This is a genomic window from Flavobacterium algoris (assembly GCF_048158525.1).
Lineage (GTDB): Bacteria > Bacteroidota > Bacteroidia > Flavobacteriales > Flavobacteriaceae > Flavobacterium > Flavobacterium algoris.
This window is the reverse complement of record NZ_JBLNKT010000048.1, coordinates 1-12,229: the sequence shown is the minus strand read 5'-3', so window position 1 is coordinate 12,229 and position 12,229 is coordinate 1. Positions and strand designations below refer to the sequence as shown.

At 34.7% G+C, this 12,229-nt stretch carries 13 protein-coding genes; 5 read left to right on the top strand and 8 right to left on the bottom strand.

Annotation, left to right across the window (positions count from 1 at the left end):
• Window positions 1-144: 144 nt before the first annotated feature.
• Window positions 145-537 (bottom strand): SRPBCC family protein, encoded by a 393-nt coding sequence (locus ACM55I_RS16050; RefSeq protein ID WP_416847845.1) that lies wholly within the window; start codon window positions 535-537, stop codon window positions 145-147.
• Between the two features lie 27 nt (window positions 538-564).
• Complete coding sequence (gene pyrE / locus ACM55I_RS16045; RefSeq protein WP_416847844.1) at window positions 565-1,212, bottom strand: orotate phosphoribosyltransferase; 648 nt, start codon at window positions 1,210-1,212, stop codon at window positions 565-567.
• A gap of 7 nt (window positions 1,213-1,219) precedes the next feature.
• Between pyrE and ACM55I_RS16040 the strand changes: the two genes are divergently transcribed.
• Window positions 1,220-1,825: an NUDIX hydrolase gene (locus ACM55I_RS16040; RefSeq protein ID WP_039109649.1), complete on the top strand. Its 606-nt coding sequence runs from the start codon at window positions 1,220-1,222 to the stop codon at window positions 1,823-1,825.
• Between the two features lie 361 nt (window positions 1,826-2,186).
• Window positions 2,187-3,536 carry a DEAD/DEAH box helicase gene (locus ACM55I_RS16035; protein ID WP_416847843.1) on the top strand — a complete coding sequence of 450 codons (1,350 nt, stop codon included), beginning with the start codon at window positions 2,187-2,189 and terminating at the stop codon, window positions 3,534-3,536.
• 134 nt (window positions 3,537-3,670) lie between these two features.
• On the opposite strand, the gene ACM55I_RS16030 is transcribed toward ACM55I_RS16035, so the two are convergent.
• The 3 genes from ACM55I_RS16030 to ACM55I_RS16020 form a co-directional block, all read right to left on the bottom strand.
• Window positions 3,671-4,249: a PhnA domain-containing protein gene (locus ACM55I_RS16030; protein ID WP_416847842.1), complete on the bottom strand. Its 579-nt coding sequence runs from the start codon at window positions 4,247-4,249 to the stop codon at window positions 3,671-3,673.
• Window positions 4,250-4,327: 78 nt separating this feature from the next.
• The gene (gene coaD / locus ACM55I_RS16025; protein ID WP_416847841.1) at window positions 4,328-4,783 is read right to left on the bottom strand and encodes a pantetheine-phosphate adenylyltransferase; all 456 of its coding nucleotides are present in this window, start codon (window positions 4,781-4,783) and stop codon (window positions 4,328-4,330) included.
• Window positions 4,784-4,794: 11 nt separating this feature from the next.
• Window positions 4,795-5,766: a D-alanine--D-alanine ligase gene (locus ACM55I_RS16020; protein ID WP_416847840.1), complete on the bottom strand. Its 972-nt coding sequence runs from the start codon at window positions 5,764-5,766 to the stop codon at window positions 4,795-4,797.
• A 119-nt stretch (window positions 5,767-5,885) separates the two neighbouring features.
• Between ACM55I_RS16020 and ACM55I_RS16015 the strand changes: the two genes are divergently transcribed.
• Together ACM55I_RS16015 and ACM55I_RS16010 are read left to right on the top strand one after the other, a co-directional pair.
• Window positions 5,886-6,509: a PASTA domain-containing protein gene (locus ACM55I_RS16015; RefSeq protein ID WP_416847839.1), complete on the top strand. Its 624-nt coding sequence runs from the start codon at window positions 5,886-5,888 to the stop codon at window positions 6,507-6,509.
• On the top strand, window positions 6,499-7,542 hold the full coding sequence (locus ACM55I_RS16010; protein ID WP_416847838.1) for an RluA family pseudouridine synthase: 1,044 nt from the start codon (window positions 6,499-6,501) through the stop codon (window positions 7,540-7,542). The genes ACM55I_RS16015 and ACM55I_RS16010 overlap by 11 nt, the downstream gene beginning before the upstream one ends.
• A gap of 71 nt (window positions 7,543-7,613) precedes the next feature.
• On the opposite strand, the gene ACM55I_RS16005 is transcribed toward ACM55I_RS16010, so the two are convergent.
• Complete coding sequence (locus tag ACM55I_RS16005) at window positions 7,614-8,405, bottom strand: hypothetical protein (RefSeq protein ID WP_416847836.1); 792 nt, start codon at window positions 8,403-8,405, stop codon at window positions 7,614-7,616.
• Between the two features lie 220 nt (window positions 8,406-8,625).
• Window positions 8,626-10,047 carry an adenosine deaminase gene (locus ACM55I_RS16000; protein ID WP_416847835.1) on the bottom strand — a complete coding sequence of 474 codons (1,422 nt, stop codon included), beginning with the start codon at window positions 10,045-10,047 and terminating at the stop codon, window positions 8,626-8,628.
• Between the two features lie 250 nt (window positions 10,048-10,297).
• Between ACM55I_RS16000 and ACM55I_RS15995 the strand changes: the two genes are divergently transcribed.
• Window positions 10,298-11,830 carry a SulP family inorganic anion transporter gene (locus ACM55I_RS15995; RefSeq protein WP_416847834.1) on the top strand — a complete coding sequence of 511 codons (1,533 nt, stop codon included), beginning with the start codon at window positions 10,298-10,300 and terminating at the stop codon, window positions 11,828-11,830.
• Here the strand turns inward: ACM55I_RS15995 and ACM55I_RS15990 are convergent.
• Window positions 11,827-12,099 (bottom strand): iron chaperone, encoded by a 273-nt coding sequence (locus ACM55I_RS15990; protein ID WP_416847847.1) that lies wholly within the window; start codon window positions 12,097-12,099, stop codon window positions 11,827-11,829. The two genes, ACM55I_RS15995 and ACM55I_RS15990, sit on opposite strands and share 4 nt — an antisense overlap.
• Window positions 12,100-12,229 lie beyond the last annotated feature (130 nt).

Sequence of the window (12,229 nt, the reverse complement as noted above, 5' to 3'; positions counted from 1 at the left end):
GAACCGAATGAGGTTTAAAAACTGGCTGCATAATCGCTGATTTTGGTACTTAAAAATACGAAGAATCAAAGTAATAAACAAAAAAAACTGCCCGAAAATTACTTTTCGGACAGCCTCCTTTAATTTATTTTTAAAAACTGGTTTTTATAATTTTGCCATGTTAGTAGCTAATGTTTCGATAAATTTTCCAATAGGCCCTTTTATCATCATTGCCATCATAGGATTAAAATCTCCTTCAAAATCAAGTTGTACATCACTTGAATTATCTGAAATAGCATCAATATTTGCGATTAGAGTAAATGGAAGTTTATCACTTGCAGCTCCTAGAACAATTTTATTTGGCGCTACTTTTTCTTTCATTTTCAATTTTATTTCCGGCATACCTTTCAATCCAAAAATGAATGCATCGTCACCAATAACTTCAAATTTAGCAATAGTTTCCGGCATTAATTTTTCGAAATTTCTTACATCGCTCAATAAATCAAATAAATCTTGAGCTGATTTAGGAACAGTAACTTTTGGACTTTGTAAGTTCATAGTTTAGCGGATTGTGTTTTTAAATTTTTAAACTTCAATATTCCAAGTTGATGGACTCACGTTCCACTCTCTCAAGGTTTGCTCTTCTTCCTCGGTAATATATTTTTTGGCAACAGCCAAATTTAATAAATTCGTATAATTACTAAGGGTAAACAAATCAATATTTGCAGCTGCAAAATTCTGGTCAGCAACATCAAAAGCATAGGTAAAAATGGCTGCCATCCCTTTTATGTTAGCTCCTGCTGCACGCAAAGCTTCAACGGCTAGTAAACTACTGTTTCCAGTACTGATCAAGTCTTCTACAACGACAACATTTTGTCCTTTTTGTAAAAAACCTTCCACTTGGTTTAATCTTCCGTGTTTTTTTGCTTCTGGGCGAACATACACAAATGGTAATCCTAAACTCTCTGCAACTAGCATTCCAATTCCTATTGCTCCTGTGGCAACTCCGGCAATAACATCAGGTTTGCCAAATTGTTTTTCAATATTTTTGGCAAACTCATCCCGAACATAATTTCTTATGGCTGGAAATGAGAGTATTAATCGGTTATCACAGTAAATAGGAGATTTCCATCCGGAAGCCCATGTAAAAGGATTTCCTGGATTCAATTTAATTGCATTTATTTGCAAAAGCAATTCGGCTGTTTTTTCGGCTGTTTCTTTATTAAAAATCATAGTACAAATGTATAAAGTTTTTGTTAACGACAAACCACTTTTTTTGACAAATCACATCTCTAAGGAGACGGATTTTCAACTTTTTTTATTAGAAAGTATTGACATAGAGCAACTTATAGTAAAAATATTTCAGAATAAAATTCAAAAAGCCTACTTATATCACCCTGATGAAAAGGAGATTATGAAGACTTTGAAAGCAAAAATCCCTGTAAACAAAGCGGGAGGAGGCTTAGTATACAATAAAAAAGGGGAGGTTTTATTCATTTTCAGAAACGGAAAATGGGATTTACCTAAAGGTGGAATCGAAAAAGGAGAAGAAATAGAAGCCACCGCCATGCGAGAAGTAGAGGAGGAGACTGGTGTAAATGGTCTGACAATATCTCACAAACTTCAAAAAACCTACCACGTTTTTAAAAGAAATGGAAAATATAAATTGAAAATTACACATTGGTTCGAAATGCAATCTGATTTTGAAGGTACTCCTCAAGGACAATTAGAAGAAGGAATCGAAAAAGTGGCTTGGATGAATCCGGAACAAATTAAGGAAGCTTTAAAAAATTCCTACGAGAACATTAAGTTATTGTTTGAAGAAGAAAAGAGTCTTCATTCATAAATTAATGCCATTTTGGGCGTGCCAGGAGTAATAAAAAGGGGCTAATCAACATTAGATTAGCCCCTTTTTTTACTGCTGTCAGGCTATCCGCAGCACTTGGTGCTTAGCTGCTATCCTTCACGCGGGAGCAGTGTTCACATTACAGTTGTAATCTACAGAATGCGTTGTATTTTTTCATCTTTGTCAAAGTTAAAAAACTTTGACAAAGATTACAAAGAGTATCAAAAAACCGCTTCTGAAACTCTGGGATTCTCCTCTGCTAAACTGTTCACCGACGACGCATTACTAAAAATTGAATATTTTTTACTTTAGTACGGACAGTTCGCGAACTGTCCCTTCATTTTTTAATTACCTTTGCAAAATGAATAAGAAACACCATTCCAACAATATACTTTTGAATTTAGGCATCGAAAGCCTGAATGAAATGCAGGAAGTAGCGCAAGATGCTATCCTGAATGATAATAATGTTTTATTGCTTTCTCCAACAGGTTCTGGGAAAACCCTAGCTTTTTTGTTGCCTGTTTTAGAGATGTTACAACCCGAAATTCAATCAGTTCAATGTTTAATCTTAGTTCCATCTCGTGAATTAGGTTTGCAAATTGAACAAGTTTGGAAAAAAATGGGAACTGATTATAAAGTAAATGTGTGCTACGGCGGACATTCCATTGATACCGAAATTAAGAATTTAAGCAATCCACCAGCAGTTTTAATAGGAACGCCGGGAAGAATTGCAGATCATATTGACAGAGGAACTTTCCGAGTGGATAAAATCCAAACGTTGATTCTGGATGAATTTGACAAATCATTACAATTGGGTTTCCATGAGCAAATGTCATTTATCATTGGGAAATTAACCAAATTGAATAAACGTGTTTTGGTATCTGCAACTTCCGATATTGAGATTCCAAGATATACAAGAGTCGTAAACCCAACGATTCTGGATTTTATTCCAGAAAATGTGCAAGAAACGAATCTTTCCATGAAAATGGTCGTTTCTAAGGAAAAAGACAAAATAGGTAGTTTGTTCAATTTAATTTGTTCGTTGAAATCGCAATCGGCAATTGTTTTTTGTAACCATCGTGATGCAGCCGAACGCATCAGCGACACGTTGAACGAAAAAGGAATTTACGCCACCTACTATCATGGCGGAATGGATCAGGATGAGAGAGAACGCGCTTTAATCCAGTTTAGAAATGGAAGTGTGAGTTATTTAATCACTACTGATTTGGCCGCTCGTGGACTTGATATCCCCGAAATGAATCACGTAATTCATTATCATTTACCATCCAAAGAAGACGAATTTACCCATAGAAACGGTAGAACGGCACGTATGTTGGCTTCTGGAACGGCGTACATCATTGCTCACGAGAGTGAGAAAAAAATGGATTACATCGATTATGGGATGGAAGCTTTGAAAATCGAAAACTCCACTTCATTACCAAAACCACCAGAATTTCAAACGATTTACATCAGCGGTGGGAAGAAAAATAAACTGAATAAAATTGATATTGTTGGTTTCTTTTCTCAAAAAGGAAAATTGGAGAAAGGTGATTTAGGATTGATTGAAGTGAAAGATTTCATCTCGTTTGCAGCGGTCAAATTCAATAAAGTAAAAGATTTACTGCACGCCATTAAAGACGAAAAAATGAAAGGCAAAAAGTTTAAAATTGAAGTTGCCAGAAAAGTGATTAAGAAAGAAGAGGAGAATTAGTATTCAGTGTTCAGTTTTTAGTGAGCAGTAAAAAAATTAACAATAAAAAAAATCGTTAATAGTAAATCAAATTTACTGTTAACGATTTTTTGCTATGATGAAGTCACTGACCACTAAAAACTGGCTACTGATGACTATATCTTTTTCACGTATTGTGTAATAATTACAATCTGCTGACCATCAACTTTTCCTTCAATATATTCCGCATTTTCATGGTCCAGTCTAATGTTACGAACTGCAGTTCCTTGTTTGGCCACTATGCTTGAGCCTTTTACTTTCAAATCTTTGATTAAAACTACTGAATCTCCATGTTCCAGGATTACTCCGTTGCTGTCACGATGAATCACTTTATTTTCATCATCTTCACCTTCACCTGTAGCTTGCGCCCAAGCTAAAGTATCCTCGTCTAAATACATTTGGTCCAATAATTCTTGAGGCCAACCTGCCGAACGAAGACGACTTAACATTCTCCATGCTACAACTTGTACTGGAGTATGCTCACTCCACATACTATCATTTAAACATCTCCAATGGTTTAAATCTACATTATCTGAGTTTTCAATTTGATCAATACAGGTGCTACAAGCTAAAATACTTTCGTCAATTCCACCTTTTTTGGTTGGTAATACTTGATATACTTTTAGGTTTTCTGTTGCACCACAAAGTTCACATTTCGATCCGCTGCGTTTATTTAAGTCTCTTTCTATACTCATGTTTAATGGCTTTTATTTTTGGCGAAAATAAGGCTAAATAGCCCTTTTACAAATTTATATCTTTTGTTTCCGCAAGTACTATTTAACTCGAACCGCATCAGGAACAAGCATTTCATATTGACCGCCATTGCGAATTACATCTCTCACAATGCTGGAGCTGATATACGAAGTTCGTGCTGCAGTCAATAAAAATACGGTTTCAATTTTTGATAAGCGTCTGTTGGTGTGAGCAATTGCTTTTTCAAATTCGAAATCGGCGGGATTGCGCAAGCCACGAAGTATAAAGTCGGCTTTTATTTTATGACACAAATCAATCGTTAAACCTTCATAGGTAATCACCGAAATTTTAGGTTCGTTTTTGAATGTTTCTTCGATAAATCGTTTTCTTTCTTCGAGTGTAAACATGTATTTTTTTTCGGCATTGACGCCAATGGCAATTACGATTTCATCAAATAAAGAAATGCTTCTTTTGATGATGTCTTCATGACCTAGTGTGATGGGATCGAATGAACCTGGGAATATAGCTTTTCTCATTTGTTTTATCTTTAAACTAAAGCTAATTCTATAGCATTAGTAAACAAATCTTCCAATGAAATTCCGGCAGCTTTGGCTTGTTGCGGAATCAAACTTTCGGTGGTTAGACCCGGAATCGTGTTCATTTCCAGCATGTGCGGTTCTCCGTTTACAATAATAAATTCGCTACGGGAGAAGCCTTTCATTTTTAGGACTTCGTAAGCACGCTTTGCTATTTCGTTTACTTTTTGAGTCATTTCATCTGAGATTCTTGCCGGTGTGATTTCTTGGGATTTACCCAAATATTTGGCTTCATAATCGAAGAAATCATTATCAGAAACGATTTCAGTTATTGGTAAAACAATTGTTTTTCCTTTGTAATTGATTACTCCTACAGAAACTTCGGTGCCATCAAGGAAACTTTCTATGATGATTTCGTTGTCTTCTTTGTACGCCATTTCGATTGCGATTGGCAATTCGGCGGCAGTTTTTACTTTGGAAATTCCAAAACTGGAACCCGCTTTATTGGGTTTTACAAAACAAGGTAAACCTAATTTAGTTACAATTTCTTCGGTATTTATAATATCCCCTTTGTTTAAGTAATAGGAAATAGCCGTTTTTATTCCGTATGGTTTTAAAACCGACAATAAATCACGTTTGTTGAACGTTAATGCAGCTTGGTAATAATCACAAGATGTTTGTGGAATTTGCAACAATTCGAAATAGGCTTGCATTAATCCATCTTCGCCCGGAGTTCCGTGAATGGCATTGAAAACACAATCGAAAGTAATTTTAGTTCCGTTTACGGTTACTGAAAAATCATTTTTATCGATAGGAAATTCGGCATCATTGGCATCAACATAAACCCATTTTTCTTTGAAAATATGGATTCGGAATCCGTTGTATTTAGTTTTATCAAGAAATTGATATACGACGTTTCCGCTGATAAGTGAGATTTTATACTCGCTGGAATATCCGCCCATGATGATGGCAATGTTTTTCATTTTATACGTTTAATCGGTTAAACGTTTAATCGATTAATCGATTAAACGTATTCTAAACAAAATTATCATTTTTTTTGAAACGAAATAGCTTTATCTTTGCCACATATAAAAATAAATTTATGAGTTTACGTAAGTATCTTACTAGCCGTGTCTTTTTTCTACAAGCAGTATCTGCTCTTGCCATTATTGCCGTTTTGGGCTACTTATTTATGCATTGGTTGACCTTTACAACAGACCATGGTCATGAAATTTCAGTGCCGGACTTGCGCAAGCTGACAGAGGAGCAGGTGGAAGATAAACTGGATGAGTTGGATTTAGATTATGTGCTTTTGGACAGTGTAGATTTTAGAGGGGATTATCCAAAATTTAGTGTGGTGGAGCAAGATCCATTGCCTGGTACGAAAGTAAAAGTAGGTAGAAAAGTATATATTAAAATTAATGCTTCGGGGTTTTCATCCGTGAAAATTCCTGATTTAATTGAAAAAACATATCGTGAAGCGGTACCAACATTGAAAGCTTTAGGGCTTGAGGAAGGAACTGTTACTTATATTCCTAATCTTGGAAAAGATATGGTTCTGGAAATGCGTTACAAAGGAAGAAACCTGAAAGTAGGGGACAGAGTATTGAAATCATCCAAAATTGATTTGGTTCTGGGAGACGGAAAAGCCAGTTATGTAGATGAGAGCACAGTAGTAGATAGTTTAGCGACACCAGAAGCAGCAACACCAGCAAATGAACAATAATATAGATACAATAGATTTAGAAGAAGAGTTATTTGAACATTTCAGATTTGAAGTTCCTAAAGGGCAAGCGCCTTTGCGAATTGATAAATATCTGATGGGGTTAATTCAAAATGCAACTCGGAATAAAATACAAACCGCTGCAACCGAAGGAAATATTTTTGTAAACGACGCCACAGTGAAGTCGAATTACAAAGTGAAAGCCAATGATGTGGTTCGCGTTATGCTTACGCATCCGCCTTATGAAAACCATATTATTGCGGAGAATATTCCGCTTGATATTGTTTATGAAGATGAGGCGTTGTTATTGATAAACAAATTGCCAGGAATGGTGGTGCATCCCGGTCATGGGAATTACACGGGAACTTTGGTGCATGCTTTGGCGTATCATTTTGATAATTTGCCAATGAACAGCAGCGAACGTCCAGGATTGGTGCATAGAATTGACAAAGACACTTCGGGTTTATTGGTTATTGCCAAAACCGAATCGGCTATGACACATCTTGCCAAACAATTTGAAGCAAAAACTTCTGAAAGAGAATATATAGCTTTAGTTTGGGGAAATGTGGTTGAAGAGCAAGGGACAATTGAAGGAAACTTAGCGCGTCACCTGAAAGATCGCATGCAAATGGCGGTTTTTGCTGATCCGGAAATAGGGAAACCTGCTGTGACACATTATAAAGTGTTGGAGCGTTTTGGTTACGTAACGTTGATTTCGTGCCAACTGGAAACAGGAAGAACACACCAAATTAGGGCACATTTAAAACACATAGGACATCCACTTTTTAATGACGAGCGTTATGGCGGTCATTTGATTCTAAAGGGAACTACGTTTACCAAATACAAGCAATTTATAGAAAACTGTTTCAAAGCGTTGCCAAGACAGGCTTTACATGCCAAAACTTTGGGCTTTGTACATCCTGTAACTGGAGAGATGATGCGTTTTGATACGGAACTCCCACAGGATTTTCAGGATTGTATTGAAAAATGGAGAGGCTATTCAAAATCCCATAGCACGGAAGAAGAAGAAAACTAAAAACAAAAAAGCCCCAGATTTGGGGCTTTTTTTGTTTTTATAAGGCACAGTTTTTAATTGAAAGTTGTTTTTTATTTATATTTTGGAAACTCAAAAGCATAGCTCTTTCCAATAAGAAATAGTATTCCATGAATAATGGATTCCGGAAGAAATTTTAATGTGTCCAAACAAGAGTCATATGTTTTGTTGCAATAGTTAGTGATTACAAAAGGAGAAGAATTTGAAGCTAAATATAAGGCAGTTATTCTTTTACAGTCAAGCGTGTTTTTTGCATTAAAACTCGAAAAATAGATTTCCTTATTTTCCTTTTTTGATTGGATCAAATCAAAAACTGACAATGGAACTGTTGGATTTATAGGATGAAAAAGTATTGATTTAGCGACATCGATTAAAATCCATTTTTGAAATTCTTTGGAATAAATTTCATTAAAAGAATGTCCGCCTTTGATGCAGGGATCATTTGATTGTATCTTCAATCCCCACTCTTTAACTTTTAAATCGTTTATGACACAAAAATTATTGAATACTTGCGAAAAATCACTACAAACACCTCCTTCGCCACCAATCATTTTTTTTAATACCAATGTGGATGATTTTCCCAATCCCGGCCCGCCTTTGCAATTATTTCTAAGCCAAATAGCTATTTTTATTGCTTTATCAAGATCACTTAATACGACTTTTGTTTTTTTTAAAATGAAAGGGTTTAACTCAAAATAGATTTGGGGAATATCGGCAATTTTATTAATGTGATTGTAACAAAAATTTTCAATCCGATTCTTAGATGTGTTTTTAGATAGCAATCTAAATCGGATTTTATATAGTATAGGGTGTCTCCTTAAATACCAAATTAAAGATTTATTCATGTGCAATAATTTATCCTGTTAATAAACAATTTAAATCAATAAATGCTAATGTATAAATAATTTTTAAGGGCGTAACTACATAGTAATTAAGTAGGTAGTGTCAAATGTATTAAAATTAAAAATTAGAAGTTTTATTATTTTTGGAAAATCGTTAAACTGCAATAAAAAAGCCCCAAATGGGACTTTTATTTTAAAAAATATTTTGAAAGTGTTCGAATAGTTATTTTTTTAGAGGATAATTGGCTTCGAAGGTTTTGAATCGGGAATCGAGATTTTTCAGCAATTGTTTTTTGACGGAAGTATCTTTTATAAAACTATAATTGATGCTGTTGTAAACAAACTGTTTAATATCAGCATAAGTTATGTCTTTGTATCTTTTGGCTAAAAGTACATATTGCTCTGTCATATTGGTTCTTAATATTCCTGCATCATCTGTACTGATGACAATTGGGACATCAAATTCCTTATACAATAGCAACGGATGACGGTTTTCTTTGACTTTCAAAATGAATTCGTTACTAGCTAAATTTATTTCAATAGGAATTGTTTTCTTAGCCATATAGCGCAATAAATCATAAGAATTTTGCTCATAGGCCATATCTACGCCATGACCAATACGATTTGCTCCAGCAATGTAAACCGCAGCATTAATGTGCCAAGTCAGGTCTTCGGGTTGCACTAATCCCAGGGTAAGTTCACCGGCATGTAGCGTGTATTTTACATTTGGATAACGGGAATGGCAATATTTAAACATAACCATGTGCAACCAATAATCTTTCATGGACGTTTCGCCATCTTCAGGAGAAACAATGTTTACGCCCGCCATAAGCGGACTGCTATCAGCCGAGATAAAAGCAATTACCAGATTTTTAAATAAATCAACGGGTTCCATGAAACGCAATACAAAATTTTGATAGCGCATCGTGAAAAGGGCATCATCAATTTTAAGGTCATTGTGAAGTTTGGCTACAAAATTTGTATTGAAATCAGTGGCGTAAGATGTAGCATCTTTTTGCAGTAAAGTATTGTAAACAGAATCCAACGATTTTATAATTGCTTTTTCATCTTTTACTTTTGCCAATTGTCTCAATCGAGTATTGAATTGGGTCAAATCATCCGTGTTCATAGCACAAGGAATCGTAGATAATTGCGTTTCAATATAACTGACATTCTCAGTAATGGCCCTGTTTTTTAGTTCCAATATTCCTTGTCCAAAATTACCTCTGATTGCTGGTTCAAACTTCATAAATGATTCAAAAAATAACTTGTCCGAAGGATAATCAACATGATTGTAATCTTTTACAGACCATTTTTGCATGATTTTTTGCTTGTATACATCTAATTCTCCACGGCTTTTCAATGATGAAAATTGTTCCCAGTTCCCAGTAGCCGGTTTTTCTTTTTGGACTTGCATAGTTTCAGTATTCAGATAAAAATCTTCGGAAATAGCATGTTCCAATAAAGGTTCCGCATAAATCGATCCGGAATAGTGGTGGTGTAAATCGCCTCCTTTTGGCATTTGAGAAAAGAAAGCGGTTAATTCAGCTTCATTATTTCTAATTTTTTCTAAATATTCATTGGTTGATTGTGAGTAACCAACATTCAATAGTATTGAAAAAAGAAAAGTAAAGAATAATTTCATAGTGTAATTTTTTATCGAAATAAAAACAGGATTTAGGTGTTTTTTTGCCAAATTTAAGCAATTCCATTTTCTGTTTTGTACAACGCCTAAAAAGTTTTACTTTTACTGCTCTTATTAAAAAGGGTATTATTGCCTCTTTTTCTATTATTTTTAAATTTTAATTTTTCCAATTGCGTATTGTTTTATTGACTTCTTTTCGAAATTTTACTCTTTCGAAGCGATGTTGTTTTTCAAATGGCTACATAAAAAAATGAAACAGTATTTTAATTTTTTCGATTTCAAACAGAAAGTCAATTATAAAACAGAAATTTTAGCAGGATTAACGGTTGCCATGACCATGATTCCTGAATCACTCTCTTTTGCTATATTGGCCGGTTTTCCTCCTTTGACAGGTTTGTATGCCGCTTTTATTATGGGTTTGATTACTGCGGTATTTGGAGGAAGACCAGGAATGGTTTCTGGAGGAGCAGGTGCAACGGTGATTGTTTTAATTGCTTTGATGAAATCAAATGGCTTAGAATACGTTTTTGCAGCAGTTGCTTTGGCAGGGATTTTACAAATTTTCGTTGGTATTTTTAAACTGGGTAAATTTATCCGTTTGGTACCACAACCAGTAATGTTTGGTTTTGTCAATGGATTGGCGGTAGTCATTTTTATGTCACAAATGGAACAATTCAAAACCATTGTCAAGGGTCAAATTCAATGGCTTTCTGGAAGTCCCTTGTTTATTATGCTGGGTTTGGTTGCTTTGACAATTGCAATTATAATGTTTTTTCCTAAAGTTACTAAAGCTGTTCCTGCTTCATTAATAGCGATAATAGTTGTTTTTGCTTTGGTTTTTTTCTTTGGTATCGAAACTAAAACAGTCAAAGATATTGCTTCAGTAAGTGGCGGTTTTCCACCATTTCACATTCCGAAAATCCCAGTGAGTTTAGAAACGTTGCAAATTATATTTCCGTATGCTTTAATTATGGCTTCCGTTGGATTAACAGAAGGTTTATTGACGTTAAATTTAGTTGATGAAATGACGGAAACAAAAGGAAACGGAAATCGGGAATGCATTGCACAAGGAAGTGCCAATATCTTAAATGGTTTTTTCTTTGGGATGGGTGGTTGTCCTATGATTGCGCAAACGTTGGTGAACCTTTCAGCAGGTTCCAGAGCTCGTTTATCCGGTATCATTGCTGCGTCGACAATACTGATGATTATTTTATTTGGAGCTCCAATAATTGAGCAATTGCCTATGGCAGCTTTGGTTGGCGTCATGATTATGGTAGCAATAGGAACGTTTGAATGGGCTAGTTTTAGAATTATCAATAAAATGCCCAAACATGATATTTTTGTTGGTGTGGTTGTCGCATTAATTACCATTTTACTGCACAATTTGGCTTTAGCCGTTTTAATTGGAGTAATTATTTCTGCTTTGGTTTTTGCTTGGGAAAGTGCAAAAAGAATTCGTGCCAAGAAATATATTGACGAAAAAGGAGTGAAGCATTATGAAATATATGGGCCTTTATTTTTTGCATCTACAACAGCATTTACCGAAAAATTTGATGTTTCAATTGACCCAAAAGAAGTAATCATTGATTTTAAAGAAAGCAAAATTACGGATATGAGTGCAATTGATGCCGTAAATAAAATCACTGAACGGTATGCTAAACTCAATAAAATAGTTCATTTGCAGCATTTAAGCGTTGATTGTAGAACATTGCTAAAAAATGCAGATAAGGTTATAGATGTCAATATTCTGGAAGACCCAACCTATAAAACAGCAATTGACTAAGAGTTTTTGGATTTGCTTAAATTGTCATTCATTCTTGCTTCAATAATTTTTTTTAAAAGTGCATTAGGAATAGTTTTTTCAGGGGTAAAACGAATGGTTCCTTTTGATACACTAAAATCTTTTAATTCTTCTTTGAATTGTTCAACTGTTTTGGAGTTCCAAGGAAAAAAACTGCAATGATTTTTAAAAGCGGCAAAACCCACTAAAATTTCGTTGTATTTGTATGCAGGCATTTGATAACTAATTACTTCTTGTGCTTTGGGAACAATTTCTTTTATGGTTTATGTCCCGTCCTGAAATAGCGATACACAAAAAAGATCGTTATGGAAGAAAACATAAATTATGTAAAACGCACCCAACGCGATTACAGTATGTCTTTAAAGCTTCAAATTGTTAGAG

Coding starts and splice junctions, on each gene's coding strand:
- ACM55I_RS16050 (WP_416847845.1), bottom strand. CDS start 537: ATGAACTTACAAAGTCCAAAAGTTACTGTTCCTAAATCAGCTCAAGAT.
- pyrE (WP_416847844.1), bottom strand. CDS start 1,212: ATGATTTTTAATAAAGAAACAGCCGAAAAAACAGCCGAATTGCTTTTG.
- ACM55I_RS16040 (WP_039109649.1), top strand. CDS start 1,220: ATGTATAAAGTTTTTGTTAACGACAAACCACTTTTTTTGACAAATCAC.
- ACM55I_RS16035 (WP_416847843.1), top strand. CDS start 2,187: ATGAATAAGAAACACCATTCCAACAATATACTTTTGAATTTAGGCATC.
- ACM55I_RS16030 (WP_416847842.1), bottom strand. CDS start 4,249: ATGAGTATAGAAAGAGACTTAAATAAACGCAGCGGATCGAAATGTGAA.
- coaD (WP_416847841.1), bottom strand. CDS start 4,783: ATGAGAAAAGCTATATTCCCAGGTTCATTCGATCCCATCACACTAGGT.
- ACM55I_RS16020 (WP_416847840.1), bottom strand. CDS start 5,766: ATGAAAAACATTGCCATCATCATGGGCGGATATTCCAGCGAGTATAAA.
- ACM55I_RS16015 (WP_416847839.1), top strand. CDS start 5,886: ATGAGTTTACGTAAGTATCTTACTAGCCGTGTCTTTTTTCTACAAGCA.
- ACM55I_RS16010 (WP_416847838.1), top strand. CDS start 6,499: ATGAACAATAATATAGATACAATAGATTTAGAAGAAGAGTTATTTGAA.
- ACM55I_RS16005 (WP_416847836.1), bottom strand. CDS start 8,405: ATGAATAAATCTTTAATTTGGTATTTAAGGAGACACCCTATACTATAT.
- ACM55I_RS16000 (WP_416847835.1), bottom strand. CDS start 10,047: ATGAAATTATTCTTTACTTTTCTTTTTTCAATACTATTGAATGTTGGT.
- ACM55I_RS15995 (WP_416847834.1), top strand. CDS start 10,298: ATGAAACAGTATTTTAATTTTTTCGATTTCAAACAGAAAGTCAATTAT.